Consider the following 16,615-nt stretch of genomic DNA (forward strand, 5'->3'; position numbering starts at 1 on the left):
GGAGCAGTGACATGCGCGTTAATCATGGTTTAACCCCGCAGGATCTCAAGGCTTATGGTATCGATGACGTTCAGGATATCGTCCACAACCCCAGCTACGATATGTTGTTTCAGGAAGAGCTCGACCCCAGCCTGGAAGGTTACGAACGTGGCGTATTAACCAGTCTGGGTGCTATCGCCGTCGACACGGGCATTTTTACCGGCCGTTCTCCGAAAGATAAGTATCTCGTTCGCGACGACACCACCCGCGATACCGTCTGGTGGTCCGATAAAGGCAAAGGTAAAAACGACAACAAGCCGCTTTCACAGGAAACCTGGCAGCATCTGAAAGGGCTGGTGACCCAGCAGTTGTCCGGTAAACGGCTGTTTATCGTCGACGCCTTCTGCGGCGCCAACGCCGATACCCGTCTCAGCGTGCGCTTTATTACCGAAGTGGCCTGGCAGGCGCACTTCGTTAAAAACATGTTCATCCGCCCGAGCGATGAAGAGCTGGCGGACTTCGAGCCCGACTTCATCGTGATGAACGGCGCGAAGTGCACCAATCCGCAGTGGAAAGAGCAAGGTCTGAACTCAGAAAACTTCATCGCCTTCAACCTCACCGAGCGCATCCAGCTGATCGGCGGCACCTGGTATGGTGGCGAAATGAAGAAAGGGATGTTCTCGATCATGAACTACCTGCTGCCCCTGAAGGGCATCGCCTCTATGCATTGTTCTGCTAACGTCGGCGAGAAAGGCGATGTCGCCATTTTCTTCGGCCTCTCAGGCACCGGCAAAACCACCCTCTCCACCGATCCAAAACGCCGCCTGATTGGCGATGATGAACATGGCTGGGATGACGACGGCGTGTTTAACTTCGAAGGGGGCTGCTACGCCAAGACCATCAAGCTCTCTGAAGCGGCCGAGCCGGATATCTATCACGCCATTCGCCGCAATGCTCTGCTGGAAAACGTGGTGGTGCGCGCCGATGGCACGATCGATTTCGATGACGGTTCGAAGACTGAAAACACCCGCGTCTCCTACCCCATCGACCATATCGACAACATTGTTAAACCGGTTTCCAAAGCGGGTCACGCCACCAAAGTGATCTTCCTGACGGCCGATGCGTTCGGCGTCCTGCCGCCGGTCTCCCGCCTGACCGCCGATCAGACCCAGTACCATTTCCTGTCCGGGTTTACCGCCAAACTGGCCGGCACCGAACGCGGCGTGACCGAGCCCACGCCAACCTTCTCCGCCTGCTTTGGCGCCGCCTTCCTGTCGCTGCATCCGACACAGTACGCCGAAGTGCTGGTTAAACGTATGCAGGCGGCCGGCGCGCAGGCTTATCTGGTCAATACCGGCTGGAACGGCACCGGCAAGCGTATCTCGATTAAAGATACCCGCGCCATCATCGACGCCATCCTCAATGGCTCGCTGGACAACGCGGAGACCTTTACCCTGCCGATGTTTAACCTGCAGATCCCAACGGCGCTCCCGGGTGTGGATACCCAGATCCTCGATCCGCGCAGCACCTATGGTTCCCCGGAGCAGTGGCAGGAAAAAGCCGATCAGCTGGCGAAGCTGTTTATCGAGAACTTTGAGAAGTATACCGATACGCCAGCGGGCGCCGCGCTGGTGGCGGCAGGGCCGCAGCGCTAACGGGCGTAGAGGTGAAAAAGCCGGGCTTGCCCGGCTTTTTGTTGTGCAACGTCCTGATTGGCCAACCTCGGCCGCACTCAGCTCTCTTTGGTGGGTTTCATCGGCGCCAGCATCCGGTGCACCGGCAGCCAGGCGCGGATCAGTAATCCGCCGCGTTCGCTGGAGCCAATCTCCAGCCGGCCGTTGTGATTGTCGATAATACGCTGAACAATCGCCAGCCCCAGCCCGGTGCCGCTGGTACTGCGGGCGCTATCGCCGCGTACAAACGGCTGGAACAGATGTTCGCGCTGCTCAGGTTTGATCCCCGGCCCGTCATCTTCCACCTGGAACCAGGCCCGGCTCGCTTCGCTGCCGCTGCTGACCTTGATCCAGCCATTGCCATAGCGAGCCGCATTCACCACCATATTCGCCAGCGCACGCTTGATAGAAAGCGGGTGCATGCGTACCGGGATTTCACCGGCCTGCAGGGCGGTGGCGATCTCACGTTCATAGCCGCTCTCTGCGGCGATCACTTCGCCCAGTACAGCATTGAGGTCCGCCAGCTCCATCGGCATCTCCTGCCCGGTGCGCAGATAGTCGATAAACTGCTCGATGATGGCGTTGCACTCTTCGATATCTTTATTGATCGACTCAGCGAGATACCCGTCCTGCTCGCCCATCATCTCGGTGGCCAGACGAATGCGCGTCAGCGGAGTACGTAAATCGTGGCTGACCCCGGCCATCAGCAACGTACGGTCGTCAGCCAGCTGCTTCACGCCCGCGGCCATATGGTTAAAGGCGCGGGTCACCGAGCGCACCTCAGAGGCGCCGTACTCTCGCAGCGGCGGCGGGATAATACCGCGCCCGACCTGCAGCGCCGCGTGTTCGAGATCTACCAGCGGACGGTTCTGAATACGGATAAACAGCCAGGCGCCGCCTATCGCCAACAGCATGATCGCCAGGGTATAGCGGAACAGCGGCGAGAAGTCGCCCTGATGAATTTCGGTCAGCGGTACCCGCACCCAGATATTGGGCGACAGCCAGGTCTTCAGCCACACCACGGGGGAGCTTTTATTGACCTCCACCCGCACCTCAGTGGGGCCGCCGAGCTGATGCGCCATCTGCTGGCTTAAGAATTCATAATGCTGCGCCCAGCGCAGCCCTGCGTCTTCCGCCGCTTCATTGGAATAGAGCGAAATCCCCAGCTCACGATAAATTTCACGACGAAACGCCGGGGGCACCACCAGCTGGGTGCCATCCTCCAGTTGCAGTTTGTCGGTCATCAGCATACGGACTTCGTAGGCCAATACTTTATTAAACTGCTGGAGACTCGGCAGGATCGCGAAATTCAGTACCACCAGATAGGTCGTCACCAGGCTGACGAACAGCAAGGTGACGATCAGGAGCAGCGTGCGAGCAAAGGAGCTGCGCGGCGAAAAGCGCACGCGTTTCATGCCTTAGAGCCGTCCGGGACGAAGACGTAGCCCAGACCCCAGACGGTCTGGATATAGCGCGGATGCGCCGGATCCTCTTCCACCATGCGGCGCAGGCGGGAGATCTGAACGTCGATGGAGCGCTCCATCGCAGAATATTCGCGCCCGCGGGCGAGGTTCATCAGCTTATCGCGCGACAGCGGTTCGCGAGGATGACTCACCAGCGCCTTCAGGACCGCAAATTCGCCGCTGGTCAACGGCATCGGCTCGTCTTCACGGAACATCTCGCGGGTGCCCAGGTTCAGTTTGAATTTACCAAAGGCGATAACCGCCTCTTCCTGCGATGGCGCGCCCGGCAGTTCATTCGCCTGACGACGCAGCACCGCCCGAATACGGGCCAGCAGTTCACGCGGGTTAAACGGCTTCGGAATGTAGTCGTCAGCCCCGATTTCCAGGCCAACGATCCGGTCAACCTCTTCACCTTTCGCCGTCACCATAATGATCGGCATCGGGTTGCTCTGACTGCGCAGACGACGGCAAATCGAGAGACCATCTTCCCCAGGCAGCATCAGATCCAGCACCATCAGGTGGAAGGATTCACGGGTTAACAGACGATCCATCTGTTCGGCGTTCGCCACGCTACGAACCTGGAAGCCCTGCTCGGTCAGATAACGTTCGAGCAGCGCACGCAGGCGCATGTCGTCATCCACAACCAGAATCTTATAATTCTCTTGCATTGTTTGTACTCCCAAAGGTTCACTGCAATAGTCAGTGCGTATTCTCAAAAAAGCCCGGCGCGCTCACCAGCTAAATCTGGTATATATTCCAGGCTAAATTGTTACAAAGCATATTTAACAGCAGGTTAAGTATACATTTAATCATAAGACACAGTATTTATCCTGTCGGTATTATTACGCGCTACAAATTGTGCGCAACGACAGACTGTCAGAAGGTTGAACTCACGATGAAAACGCCGCTGATCACCCGCGAGGGATATGAAAAACTGAAGCAGGAAATGGACTACCTGTGGCGCCAGGAGCGCCCGGAAGTGACCAAAAAGGTCACCTGGGCCGCCAGCCTTGGCGACCGCAGCGAGAACGCGGACTACCAGTACAACAAAAAGCGCCTGCGGGAGATCGATCGCCGGGTCCGCTATCTGACCAAATGTCTGGAACAGTTAAAGATCGTCGATTATTCCCCGCAGCAGGAAGGCAAAGTCTTCTTCGGCGCCTGGGTAGAGATCGAAAACGACGAGGGCGATACCAAACGCTTTCGCATCGTCGGCTACGATGAGATTTTTGGCCGCAAAGACTACATCTCCATCGACTCACCGATGGCGCGGGCCTTGCTGAAAAAAGAGGTCGGCGATCTGGCTATCGTTAACACGCCGGCGGGCGAAGCCAGCTGGTATGTCAACGAGATCGAATACGTAAAATAGACAAGAACTTTCCGAGAGACACCGAGCGCGACTGGCATTTTCAGCCGTCAGTCCGTATAACTAGTCCCTGATTTTTGACCCTAAAGATGAATTAAAAGCCATGATGAATGATTCGCTCTGCCGCATTATTGCGGGTGAACTTCAGGCCAGAGCCGAACAGGTAGAAGCTGCCGTTCGCCTGCTTGATGAAGGGAACACCGTGCCGTTTATTGCACGTTATCGTAAAGAAGTCACCGGCGGTCTGGATGACACGCAGCTGCGTAATCTGGAAACCCGCCTTGGCTATCTGCGCGAACTGGAAGACCGTCGTCAGGCGATCCTCAAATCCATCGCTGAACAGGGCAAACTGACCGACGCGCTGGAAAAAGCCATCACCTCCACGCTGAGCAAAACCGAACTGGAAGACCTCTACCTGCCGTACAAGCCGAAGCGCCGTACCCGCGGGCAGATCGCCATCGAAGCCGGGCTGGAGCCGCTGGCTGACCTGCTGTGGAACGAACCGTCCCACGATCCGGAAACGGAAGCCGCAAAATATATTGACGCCGATAAAGGCCTGGCCGACAGCAAAGCGGCGCTGGATGGCGCGCGCTATATTCTGATGGAGCGGTTTGCCGAAGACGCCGCGCTGCTGGCGAAGGTCCGTGACTATCTGTGGAAAAACGCCCACCTGGTCTCCACCGTCGTCAGCGGCAAAGAAGAGGAAGGCGCCAAATTCCGCGACTACTTCGATCACCATGAACCGATCGCCACCGTGCCGTCGCATCGCGCGCTGGCGATGTTCCGCGGTCGCAACGAAGGCGTGCTGCAGCTCTCTTTAAACGCCGATCCGCAGTTTGACGAGCCGCCGAAAGAGAGCCACGGCGAGCAAATTATTATCCACCACCTTGGCCTGCGCCTGAATAACGCCCCGGCGGACAGCTGGCGTAAAGGTGTCGTCAGCTGGACCTGGCGTATCAAAGTACTGATGCACCTCGAAACCGAGCTGATGGGCACCGTGCGCGAGCGCGCGGAGGACGAAGCCATCAACGTCTTCGCCCGTAACCTGCACGACCTCCTGATGGCCGCGCCCGCCGGGCTGCGCGCCACCATGGGACTCGATCCGGGCCTGCGCACCGGGGTGAAAGTGGCCGTCGTCGACGCCACCGGTAAACTGGTCGCCACCGATACCATCTATCCCCATACCGGCCAGGCCGCCAAAGCGGCCGTCGTCGTCGCCGCGCTGTGTGAAAAGTACAATGTTGAGCTGGTGGCCATCGGCAATGGTACCGCCTCGCGTGAAACCGAGCGTTTCTTCCTCGACGTGCAGAAGCAGTTCCCGAAAGTCACCGCCCAGAAGGTGATCGTCAGCGAAGCCGGGGCTTCCGTTTACTCCGCCTCCGAGCTGGCGGCCCAGGAGTTCCCGGACCTCGACGTGTCGCTGCGCGGCGCGGTCTCCATCGCCCGCCGTCTGCAGGATCCCCTGGCCGAGCTGGTGAAAATCGACCCGAAATCGATTGGCGTCGGCCAGTATCAGCACGATGTCAGCCAGACCCAGCTGGCGCGTAAGCTGGACGCGGTGGTGGAAGACTGCGTGAACGCCGTCGGCGTTGACCTGAACACCGCCTCCGTTCCGCTGCTGACCCGCGTCGCCGGCCTGACCCGCATGATGGCGCAGAACATCGTTGCCTGGCGCGACGAGAACGGCCAGTTCCAGAATCGCCAGCAGTTGCTGAAGGTCAGCCGTCTGGGGCCGAAAGCCTTTGAACAGTGCGCCGGCTTCCTGCGTATCAACCACGGCGACAACCCGCTGGATGCCTCCACCGTGCACCCGGAAGCCTATCCGGTGGTCGAGCGCATTCTGGCCGCCACCCAGCAGGCGCTGAAAGATCTGATGGGCAACAGCAGCGAACTGCGTCATCTGAAGGCCGTGGATTTCACCGATGAGAAGTTCGGCGTTCCGACCGTCACCGACATTATCAAAGAGCTGGAAAAACCGGGCCGCGATCCGCGTCCGGAGTTTAAGACGGCGAAGTTCGCCGACGGCGTAGAGACCATGAACGATCTGCTGCCGGGGATGATCCTGGAAGGCGCCGTCACCAACGTCACCAATTTCGGCGCGTTTGTCGATATCGGCGTCCATCAGGATGGACTGGTACACATTTCGTCGCTTTCTGACCGGTTTGTTGAAGATCCGCACACCGTGGTGAAAGCGGGCGACATCGTGAAGGTCAAAGTCATGGAAGTCGATCTGCCGCGTAAACGTATCGCTCTGACCATGCGTCTCGACGAGCAGCCAGGCGACAGCAACGCCCGCCGCGGCGGCGGTCAGGATCGCCCCCAGGGCAACCGCCCGGCCGCGAAGGCCGCCAAACCCCGCGGTCGCGAGGCACAGCCTGCCGGTAACAGCGCAATGATGGATGCCCTCGCTGCGGCGATGGGTAAAAAACGCTAATCTCTCCCTGCCCCTTTTCAGGGGCAGTTTTCATTTTTCATCCCCTGGCGATACGGCCGCCATTACGCGCAAAACGGGTTCAGTCATTTCTGATAACCTGCATTAATTCCGTTAAGGAAAGGTCGCGAAATTATTATTTTCATTTCGTTAACTTAAGAAACCTTAATTAAACATTAGATCGCCGAAATAATATTTTGCGCCTATTTGATCACCGACTGGATTTTGCGGCATATCAATAAAAAGGTGATTTTCGCTATAAAAATAGCGCGAAGCGCATCATATGTATTGATGATAAAAACCATTCTCATTATCATCACTTTCAGAACGTTTTTTCCTTTTTCGTTGGCTACGGTCCCCGGCGCAGCTGCCTCCAGGCGTCCGGAAAATTCTTCTTCGGTTAGCGATAGACAAGTAGGCCCTATGCAATTCACACCTGATAGTGCGTGGAAAATTACCGGATTCTCCCGCGATATTAGCCCAGCATACCGTCAGAAATTACTCTCCCTCGGCATGCTGCCCGGTTCCTCTTTTCATGTGGTTCGCGTAGCGCCGCTCGGCGATCCTGTTCATATTGAAACCCGACGCGTCAGTCTGGTATTACGCAAAAAAGATCTCGCCTTAATCGAACTGGAAGCGGTTGCACAATAACGGCTGGCCCGGCACAAGAGTCTGAAATATGAAAAAATTAACCGTTGGTTTAATTGGTAATCCTAATTCTGGCAAGACCACCTTATTTAATCAGCTGACCGGCGCCCGCCAGCGCGTAGGCAACTGGGCCGGGGTCACCGTTGAGCGTAAAGAGGGCGTTTTCGCCACCACTGACCATCAGGTCACGCTGGTCGACCTGCCGGGAACCTACTCCCTGACCACCATCTCTTCGCAGACCTCGCTGGACGAGCAGATTGCCTGCCACTACATCCTGAGCGGCGATGCCGACATGCTGATTAACGTGGTTGATGCCTCCAACCTTGAGCGAAACCTCTATCTGACGCTGCAGCTGCTCGAGCTGGGGATCCCCTGCGTCGTCGCGCTGAACATGCTGGATATCGCCGAAAAGCAGCAGGTGCGTATCGATATCGACGCCCTCGCCGCCCGTCTCGGCTGCCCGGTCATTCCGCTGGTCTCGACCCGCGGACGCGGGATCGAAGCGCTGAAGATTGCCCTCGACCGTCATCAGGCGAACAGCGATATTGAGCTGGTCCACTATCCGCAGCCGCTTCTGCGCGAAGCTGACCTGCTGGCGCAGCAGATGTCAGCGCAGATCCCGACCCGGCAGCGGCGTTGGCTGGGTCTGCAGATGCTGGAGGGCGATATCTACAGCCGGGCCTATGCCGGCGACGCCGCCGATAAACTGGATATTGCTCTGGCGAATCTCAGCGACGAGATCGACGACCCGGCGTTGCATATCGCAGACGCGCGCTATCAGACCATCGCCGCCATTTGCGACGCCGTCAGCAACACCCTGACCGCCGAGCCGAGCCGCTTCACCGCGGCGATGGACAAAGTGATCCTCAACCGCTTCCTCGGGTTGCCGATTTTTCTCTTTGTCATGTACCTGATGTTCCTGCTGGCGATAAACATCGGCGGCGCGCTGCAGCCGATTTTTGATGCCGGCTCGGTCGCGGTCTTTATTCACGGTATTCAATGGCTGGGCTACACCCTGCACTTCCCGGACTGGCTGACCGTGTTCCTCGCCCAGGGGATCGGCGGCGGTATCAACACCGTGCTACCGCTGGTGCCGCAGATCGGCATGATGTATCTGTTCCTCTCCTTCCTTGAGGACTCCGGCTACATGGCGCGCGCCGCCTTTGTCATGGACCGCCTGATGCAAGCCCTCGGCCTGCCGGGGAAATCCTTTGTCCCGTTGATTGTCGGTTTCGGCTGCAACGTGCCGTCGGTGATGGGCGCCCGCACCCTTGACGCGCCGCGCGAGCGTCTGATGACCATTATGATGGCGCCGTTTATGTCCTGCGGCGCGCGGCTGGCGATCTTCGCCGTCTTCGCAGCCGCGTTCTTTGGTCAGAACGGTGCGCTGGCGGTCTTCTCGCTCTACGTGCTGGGCATTGTGATGGCCATTCTCACCGGCCTGATGCTGAAGCACACCATTATGCGTGGCGAAGCCTCGCCGTTCGTGATGGAGCTGCCGGTGTACCACGTCCCGCACATCAAGAGCCTGATTATCCAGACCTGGCAGCGCCTGAAAGGCTTTGTGCTGCGCGCCGGGAAGGTGATCGTTATTGTCAGCATCTTCCTCAGCGCGCTGAACAGCTTCTCGCTGAGCGGTAAGGTCGTCGACAACATCAACGACTCCGCGCTGGCCTCGGTGAGCCGGGTCATTACGCCGGTGTTTAAACCGATCGGCGTGCATGAAGATAACTGGCAGGCCACCGTCGGCCTGTTTACCGGCGCGATGGCGAAGGAGGTGGTGGTCGGTACGCTGAACACCCTCTATACCGCCGAAGATATCCAGAATGAGGAGTTCAATCCGCAGACCTTCAGCCTCGGCGAAGAACTGCTCGCCGCCGTCGACGAAACATGGCAGGGACTGAAAGACACCTTCAGCCTCAGCGTCCTGGCCAACCCCATCGAAGCCAGCAAAGGCGATGGCGAGATGGCCACCGGCGCCATGGGCGTGATGGGCAGTAAATTTGGCAGCGCGGCGGCGGCATACAGCTACCTGATCTTCGTTCTGCTCTATATCCCCTGCATCTCGGTGATGGGCGCCATCGCCCGCGAATCGAGCCGCGGCTGGATGACCTTCTCCATCCTGTGGGGGCTGAATATCGCCTATTCGCTCTCGACGCTCTATTACCAGACCGTCAGCTTTAGCGACCATCCGCGCTACAGCCTGGTGTGTATCCTGGCGGTAGTGTTGTTCAACGTGGTGCTCTTCGGCCTGCTGCGCCGGGCGCGCAGCCGGGTGGACGTCTCGCTGCTGGCCACCCGAAAAACGCCGGCCTCCTGCTGTTCCAGCCCGGCTGGCGATTGCCACTAAGGAGGGTCTGTGGCGTCGTTAATGGAAGTCCGCGATATGCTGGCCCTGCAGGGCCGCATGGAGGCGAAACAGCTCAGCGCCCGCCTGCGGACGCCTCAGCCGCTGATTGACGCGATGCTGGAACGGATGGAAGCCATGGGTAAGGTGGTACGGATCAGCGAAACGAGCGAGGGCTGTCTCTCAGGCAGCTGTAAAAGCTGTCCTGAAGGGAAAGCGGCGTGCCAGCAGGAGTGGTGGGCGCTGCGATGAAAGGAGTCAGGCCAGATCGCGCAGCGGGTAAAACGAGTAAGACAGCAGTGAAAAACGGGCCAGCAGGCCCGTTTTTTTATGACTGGATTATTTATAAACGTCAGCGTAAGCGTGTACGGTTTTTTCGTTTTTCTGCCCGGCAATCACCACAAAGTATTTCCCACCCAGCTCATCGGCTTTTTTCGACAGATCGCGTCGGGCGTCCATCGGTGACGTCGTCCTGGAGGTCGTGATGCTGCCGACCTTGGTCAAATTCATCTTCGCCACGTCTTCTTTTTGGATCTCTTTCGCGGCAAATGCGCCAAAAGACAGGGTGCCAATCACCAGAGATGCAACCATTCCTGTAACAAGTTTCATAGCCTCTACTCTCCATAAGGTTGTTATTGTAGGTCACGGTGGCGGAATGAAATAATCAACCACCGTAACAACCTAAGTATTGCTAGGAATGGCCCATTTACCATGGCGTGGCAAAAAAAATTACCCCAGCTGCGTTTTCAACGCCAGCAGCGGCTCGCAGAAGGCCGCGGGATGGGAAACAAACGGCGCATGCGCCGCCTTATCGAAGAGGATTGACTCGCTTTCCGGCCACAGCTCATCCAGCAGCGGGACAATCTTGCGCGGCACCAGTCCGTCCAGCCGGCCATACAGCCGCAGAAACGGTATCGGCAACCCAACCAGCGCCTGGCGCAGATCGACGGTTCTGAGGATCTCCAGTCCGCCGTTCAGCGCCTCGGCGGAAGGCATCGGCAGCGAGAGCACGGCCTGCTTTAACGCCCGCGCATCCTGACGCGCGCTCTCTGTGCCCATGGTTTGCAGGGCGAGGAATCGCTCGACGGTGCGCTGGAAATCGTCGCTCAGCTGCTGCTGAAACCCGGCCAGCACCTCGGGCTTGATGCCGGGCCAGTCGTCACGAGCCGCGAAACAGGGGGAAGAGGCAACCGTCACCAGCGCCTGCACGCGTTCCGGGTGCATCATCGCCACCTGGCTTGCCACCAGCCCACCCAGACTCCAGCCCAGCCATACCGCCTGAGGAGGAGCCAGCTCCAGCACCCGCTGCGCCATCGCCTCGAGCGACATCGCCCCATACCCGCCGCTGCGGCCATAGCCAGGCAGATCCACCAGGTGGAGGGTAAAATGCGAAGCCAGGTGCGGCGTGATGCAATCCCATACCTGAGCGTTCAGCCCCCAGCCGTGCAGCAGCACAAGATGACAATCTCCTTCGCCGATTGTTTGCCACCAGATGTCGTTCATCCGTTACCGTTCTCTTTTTACTGGACAGAAGGCCAAATATGCTAACAGCACACAGCTTATGCTGGCTATGCCAAATGCCGCTGGCGGTCGCCTGCTGGGGGATCTGCTCCCGCTGCAGCCGCGCCCTGCTCGCCTGCCCCCCGCTCTGCCCCCAGTGTGGCCTGCCGGCGGCGACATCCCATCACCCCTGCGGCCGCTGCCTGCAAAAACCACCTCCCTGGCATTGGCTGGTGGCAGTCAATGACTATCGCCCGCCGCTGAGCGGTCTGGTCCAGCAGTTGAAGTTTCACCATCGTCCGGAGCTGGGGCCCGCCCTCGCGCGCCTGCTGCTGCTGCGTCTTCTGCAGTGTGACGATTTGCCGCCGGTGGACGGTATGGTCGGCGTACCGCTGTGGCATCGCCGCCGCTGGCGCCGGGGTTATAATCAGTGTGACGAACTGTGCCGACCGTTAGCCCGCTGGCGAGGTTGCGTCTGGCATCGGGAAGGCCTGACGCGCCAGCGAGCCGGCGCCGTCCAACATTCGCTCAATGCCCGCCAGCGCAGGCAGAACCTGAAAAATGCCTTTCAGCTTGAATTTGCCGTGGAGGGACTCCATATCGCTATCGTGGATGATGTCGTCACGACCGGCAGCACCGTCGCCGAGATATCCCGCCTGCTTTTGCGAAACGGCGCCGCGACGGTTCAGGTATGGTGTTTGTGCCGTACCTTGTAGACCCCCGCTGATGGGCGTATTATAACCCAGTAAAATAGTCAACTATTAGGCCAACGCTATGATCCGTATTTCCGATGCTGCACAAGCGCACTTTGCCAAACTGCTGGCAAATCAGGAAGAAGGGACGCAAATTCGCGTATTTGTGATTAATCCCGGCACCCCAAACGCTGAGTGCGGCGTATCTTACTGCCCACCGGATGCGGTGGAAGACACCGACACGGCGCTGAAATTTGAACAGCTGACCGCCTATGTCGATGAGCTCAGCGCGCCCTATCTGGAAGACGCTGAAATTGATTTCGTCACCGACCAGCTTGGCTCGCAGCTGACGCTGAAAGCGCCGAACGCCAAGATGCGCAAAGTCTCTGACGATGCCCCGCTGATGGAGCGCGTCGAGTACCTGCTGCAGTCGCAGATTAACCCGCAGCTGGCGGGCCACGGCGGCCGCGTGTCGCTGATGGAGATCACCGACGACGGTCTGGCTATTCTGCAGTTCGGCGGCGGATGCAACGGCTGTTCGATGGTTGACGTGACCCTGAAAGAAGGCATTGAAAAGCAGCTGCTGAACGAGTTTCCGGAGCTGAAAGGGGTTCGCGATCTGACCGAGCATCAGCGCGGCGAGCACTCCTACTACTAAGCCCTTCCTCCGGCGGCACCCTGCCGCCGGTCCTCCCTGGCCCTTTCTGTGTTACCGCGCAACATCTCCCGCTAAATGACCGGCAAAAACCGGGGAAAGAGTATGACTTAAGTCTCATATTTAACATTTTCCCCCGTCAGGTGATTCTCAACCCTCACATGTTACCCGTATCATCCACTTCAGGCACCACCGGCAAAAAAATAGCCAGCTATCCTTTCTCTGGGTAAGGATAATGCAAGTATTTACGGTGCCAGACTATTTTGCTCCCACATGGGGCAGATGTCTTACAGGTTGAATCTTTGATGTTACCCATAACAAATTAAGGCCAGGTAAATCATGCCATTAATCATCGTTGCTATCGGGGTTGCCCTGTTATTGCTGTTAATGATCCGTTTCAAAATGAACGGCTTCATTGCGCTGGTTCTGGTGGCGCTCGCCGTCGGATTAATGCAGGGTATGCCGCTGGATAAAGTGATCGTCTCTATCAAGAACGGCGTTGGCGGCACCCTTGGCAGCCTCGCGCTGATCATGGGCTTCGGCGCTATGCTCGGTAAACTGCTGGCAGACTGCGGCGGCGCCCAGCGTATCGCCACTACCCTTATCAATAAGTTCGGTAAGAAGCATATTCAGTGGGCCGTGGTCCTGACCGGCTTCACCGTCGGCTTCGCGCTGTTCTATGAAGTAGGCTTCGTGCTGATGCTGCCGCTGGTATTTACCATCGCCGCCTCGGCCCGCATCCCGCTGCTGTACGTCGGTGTACCGATGGCCGCCGCGCTCTCTGTCACCCACGGCTTCCTGCCGCCGCATCCGGGTCCGACCGCGATTGCCACCATCTTCCATGCCGATATGGGCAAAACGCTGCTCTACGGCACCATTCTGGCTATCCCGACGGTTATCCTGGCAGGGCCGGTGTTTGCGCGCTTCCTGAAAGGCATTGATAAGCCGATCCCGGAAGGCCTGCATAACCCGAAAGTATTCACTGAAGAAGAGATGCCTGGCTTTGGCGTCAGCGTCTGGACCTCGCTGGTACCGGTGATCCTGATGGCGATGCGCGCCGTGGCCGAGATGATCCTGCCGAAGGGCCACGCCTTCCTGCCGATTGCTGAGTTCTTCGGCGACCCGGTGATGGCCACCCTGATTGCGGTACTGATCGCCCTGTTCACCTTCGGTTTGAACCGCGGCCGCTCCATGGAGCAGATCAACGATACCCTGACTTCTTCTATTAAAATCATCGCCATGATGCTGTTGATCATCGGCGGTGGCGGCGCCTTCAAGCAGGTGCTGGTGGATAGCGGCATGGATAAATACATCGCCTCTATCATGCACGAATCGAACATGTCTCCGCTGTTTATGGCGTGGTCAATCGCCGCAGTGCTGCGTATCGCGCTGGGTTCGGCGACCGTTGCCGCCATCACCGCAGGCGGGATTGCCGCGCCGCTGATCGCCACCACCGGCGTCAGCCCGGAACTGATGGTTATCGCCGTTGGCTCCGGCAGCGTTATCTTCTCTCACGTCAACGATCCGGGTTTCTGGCTGTTCAAAGAGTACTTTAACCTGACCATCGGCGAGACCATCAGGTCCTGGTCGGTGCTGGAAACCATTATCTCAGTATGCGGCCTGGTAGGCTGTCTGCTGCTGGGGATGGTGGTGTAAGGAGACTCCCGCACAGAAAAAGGCCGGTCCGCATAATGCGGACCGGCCTTTTTTATCGGACATGCTCATCGCCGCGCAGCAAACGACGCGGCGGGAAGTCATCTGGCGGCGGCTTTCTTGCTCGCCGCCTTGCGCCGTTTATCCAGATCCTTGATCAGCTTATTGACCTGTTCATCGGCAAACATCTGCTCCAGGGTGACGGACAGCTTCCGGCGCCAGTTCGGGTACTCAGTGCTGGTGCCCGGAATGTTAACCGGCGACGCCATCTCCAGCCAGTCTTCCGGCTGCAGGCCCAGTAGCGCACTGTTACTGTCGGCAATGTAACGCTGCATCCCCCGGTTGAGGATCCCGGTCATGCTCATCAGCGAGGCCTTATGCCCGGCACGTTTGGGCAGACAGCCGTACTTATGCAACGCATCCAGCAGCCCTTGCTTCGCCAGCTCGCGGTCCTGGTACAGCCCGCGCAGCACCACCTCATCAGGATAGAGCCCCAGCGCTTTACCTAGCGTCAGATCGCCGCTTTCCCAGTAGCCGCGGAGGGTGGGCAGGTCGTGCGTCGTCGCCACAGCCATTGATTGCTCCGGGTACAGCGCCGGCGCGCGGAACGTTTTCTCTGCATCACTCTCAAAATAGAGCACCTTATAAGAATAGACGCCGCTGTTGCGTAACTTGCTGACAATCTCCACCGGTACCGTGCCCAGGTCTTCGCCGATCACCATGCAGCGATGACGCTGGCTTTCCAGCGCCAGAAGCGACAGCAGATCGTCGACGGGATACTGAACGTAAGCGCCATGGTCGGCGGTTTCACCATAGGGGATCCACCACAAACGCAGCACCGACATCACGTGATCGATGCGCAGCGCGCCGCAGTTCTGCATATTGGCGCGCAGCAGGTCGATAAACGGCTCATAGGCGCGAGCGGCAATAATATGCGGATCCATCGGCGGCAGGCCCCAGTTCTGGCCCAGCGGGCCCAGAATATCCGGCGGCGCGCCCACGGACGCTTTCAGGCAGTACAGCTCACGGTCGCACCAGGTCTCCGACCCGCCTTCGGCGACGCCCACCGCCAGATCGCGGTAGAGGCCAATCGGCATCCCGTCGCGCTGGCTGGTTTCCCAGCAGGCGGCGAACTGGCTCCAGGCCAGCCACTGCAGCCAGAGATAGAAACTGACGTCGTCCTCATGCTCAATGCAGAAGGCTTTCACCTCCGGGCTGTCGATATCCTGAAAGGCCTTCGGCCAGGCCGGCCAGCCCCAGCGCAGCGGGTCCTGTTGTACCTGCCAGGCGTGAAGCGCATCGAAAGCGGCCTGCCAGTAGAGGCTTTCCCCTTCGCGCAGAACAAACTCGCGGAACGCTGTCATCTGCTCATCTTCACGACGAGAGAATCGTTTCCACGCCATACGCAGCGCGGTCATTTTCAGCGTGGTGACCGCGGTATAGTCGACATCATCCGTTTGCCGCGCCGCCTGCAAGGCCTGCTGGGTCGCTGCGGACTGCCACCACGCCTGCGCCTCTTCGCTACGCTGAAAATCTTCAACCGCATTAACGTCGATGTAGATGACGTTCAGCCAGCGACGTGAAGACGGGCTATACGGACTGGCGCTCTCCGGGTTCGCCGGATAGAGAGCATGTATCGGGTTAAGGCCAATAAACGACCCGCCGCGGCGGGCGATTTCCGGCAACATGGCCCGCAGATCGCCAAAATCGCCGATCCCCCAGTTTTTCTCCGAGCGCAGGGTATAAAGCTGCACGCAGGTGCCCCACAGCTTTTTCCCCTCTTTCAGCGGCTGCGGTTCGTAGCAGCGCGCCGGCGCGACAATGGTCCGGCAGTGCCAACGCTCTCCCTCCTGGGTGAGCGTCAGGGAGTGGTACCCCTCCGGCAGTTTAGCCGGCAGCGGCAGCGTCTCGCCGCCGCGGGTTTTCCCTTGATACTGCTTACCGTCCTCAGTGGTCAGGATCCACTGATACTCACCGCGTCCTGCCACCGGCAGCGACATTTTTTTGCCGTGGGTGAAAATTTTCACGTTCGGCAGCGGGTTAACCGCCACTTTCGTGGCGGCGGTAGAGCGATGCATCGCATCCAGCAGGCGCTGTTTGGTGACAGCCGCGATAGACTGCGGCTTACCGTGCGCGTTGATATAGCTGGGGCTGATGCCCGCCGCCAGCGCGGCATTATCGAGGCGTTTACTCTCCATAGGCCTTCCT

At 58.7% G+C, this 16,615-nt stretch carries 14 protein-coding genes; 9 read left to right on the top strand and 5 right to left on the bottom strand.

Translation table 11 applies throughout. The features are described 5' to 3' along the window. The first annotated feature begins 11 nt into the window (after positions 1–11). Positions 12–1,634 carry a phosphoenolpyruvate carboxykinase (ATP) gene (gene pckA, locus NKJ21_RS09425; protein ID WP_080929127.1) on the top strand — a complete coding sequence of 541 codons (1,623 nt, stop codon included), beginning with the start codon at positions 12–14 and terminating at the stop codon, positions 1,632–1,634. Between the two features lie 77 nt (positions 1,635–1,711). Here pckA and envZ read toward each other — a convergent pair whose 3' ends face one another. Both envZ and ompR read right to left on the bottom strand, forming a co-directional pair. After that, entirely contained in the window at positions 1,712–3,067 is a 1,356-nt protein-coding gene (envZ, locus tag NKJ21_RS09430) for a two-component system sensor histidine kinase EnvZ (protein WP_008807005.1), read from the bottom strand. After that, positions 3,064–3,783, bottom strand: coding sequence for a two-component system response regulator OmpR (ompR, locus tag NKJ21_RS09435; protein ID WP_001157751.1), 720 nt, complete (start codon positions 3,781–3,783; stop codon positions 3,064–3,066). The genes envZ and ompR overlap by 4 nt, the downstream gene beginning before the upstream one ends. A 227-nt stretch (positions 3,784–4,010) precedes the next feature. Here ompR and greB point away from each other — a divergent pair, with 227 nt between their 5' ends. The 5 genes from greB (at position 4,011) to feoC (ending at position 10,159) form a co-directional block, all read left to right on the top strand. Next, positions 4,011–4,484, top strand: coding sequence for a transcription elongation factor GreB (greB, locus tag NKJ21_RS09440; RefSeq protein ID WP_008807004.1), 474 nt, complete (start codon positions 4,011–4,013; stop codon positions 4,482–4,484). Positions 4,485–4,584: 100 nt separating this feature from the next. Further along, positions 4,585–6,915, top strand: a complete 2,331-nt coding sequence (locus NKJ21_RS09445; RefSeq protein ID WP_023323342.1) for a Tex family protein — start codon at positions 4,585–4,587, stop codon at positions 6,913–6,915. Positions 6,916–7,335: 420 nt separating this feature from the next. Further along, positions 7,336–7,563 carry a ferrous iron transporter A gene (feoA, locus tag NKJ21_RS09450; protein WP_002920506.1) on the top strand — a complete coding sequence of 76 codons (228 nt, stop codon included), beginning with the start codon at positions 7,336–7,338 and terminating at the stop codon, positions 7,561–7,563. A gap of 28 nt (positions 7,564–7,591) precedes the next feature. Continuing rightward, positions 7,592–9,910 (top strand): Fe(2+) transporter permease subunit FeoB, encoded by a 2,319-nt coding sequence (gene feoB / locus NKJ21_RS09455; protein ID WP_008807002.1) that lies wholly within the window; start codon positions 7,592–7,594, stop codon positions 9,908–9,910. A 9-nt stretch (positions 9,911–9,919) separates the two neighbouring features. After that, positions 9,920–10,159, top strand: a complete 240-nt coding sequence (feoC, locus tag NKJ21_RS09460) for a [Fe-S]-dependent transcriptional repressor FeoC (protein WP_004202151.1) — start codon at positions 9,920–9,922, stop codon at positions 10,157–10,159. A gap of 87 nt (positions 10,160–10,246) precedes the next feature. On the opposite strand, the gene NKJ21_RS09465 is transcribed toward feoC, so the two are convergent. Together NKJ21_RS09465 and bioH are read right to left on the bottom strand one after the other, a co-directional pair. Then, positions 10,247–10,516 (bottom strand): YdgH/BhsA/McbA-like domain containing protein, encoded by a 270-nt coding sequence (locus tag NKJ21_RS09465; RefSeq protein ID WP_254732866.1) that lies wholly within the window; start codon positions 10,514–10,516, stop codon positions 10,247–10,249. Positions 10,517–10,636: 120 nt separating this feature from the next. After that, positions 10,637–11,410: a pimeloyl-ACP methyl ester esterase BioH gene (bioH, locus tag NKJ21_RS09470; protein WP_080929126.1), complete on the bottom strand. Its 774-nt coding sequence runs from the start codon at positions 11,408–11,410 to the stop codon at positions 10,637–10,639. 38 nt (positions 11,411–11,448) lie between these two features. On the opposite strand from bioH, the gene gntX reads away from it, so the two are divergent. The 3 genes from gntX (at position 11,449) to gntT (ending at position 14,410) form a co-directional block, all read left to right on the top strand. Beyond that, positions 11,449–12,123: a DNA utilization protein GntX gene (gene gntX / locus NKJ21_RS09475; protein WP_022065517.1), complete on the top strand. Its 675-nt coding sequence runs from the start codon at positions 11,449–11,451 to the stop codon at positions 12,121–12,123. Positions 12,124–12,181: 58 nt separating this feature from the next. Beyond that, a complete protein-coding gene (gene nfuA / locus NKJ21_RS09480; RefSeq protein ID WP_002920540.1) occupies positions 12,182–12,757 on the top strand; it encodes a Fe-S biogenesis protein NfuA in 576 nt (191 codons plus the stop codon). A gap of 336 nt (positions 12,758–13,093) precedes the next feature. Beyond that, entirely contained in the window at positions 13,094–14,410 is a 1,317-nt protein-coding gene (gene gntT / locus NKJ21_RS09485; protein WP_008806999.1) for a gluconate transporter, read from the top strand. 98 nt (positions 14,411–14,508) lie between these two features. Here gntT and malQ read toward each other — a convergent pair whose 3' ends face one another. Continuing rightward, positions 14,509–16,605: a 4-alpha-glucanotransferase gene (gene malQ, locus NKJ21_RS09490; RefSeq protein WP_008806998.1), complete on the bottom strand. Its 2,097-nt coding sequence runs from the start codon at positions 16,603–16,605 to the stop codon at positions 14,509–14,511. Positions 16,606–16,615 lie beyond the last annotated feature (10 nt).

It is taken from the genome of Klebsiella sp. SWET4, assembly GCF_024296565.1.
Lineage (GTDB): Bacteria > Pseudomonadota > Gammaproteobacteria > Enterobacterales > Enterobacteriaceae > Klebsiella > Klebsiella variicola.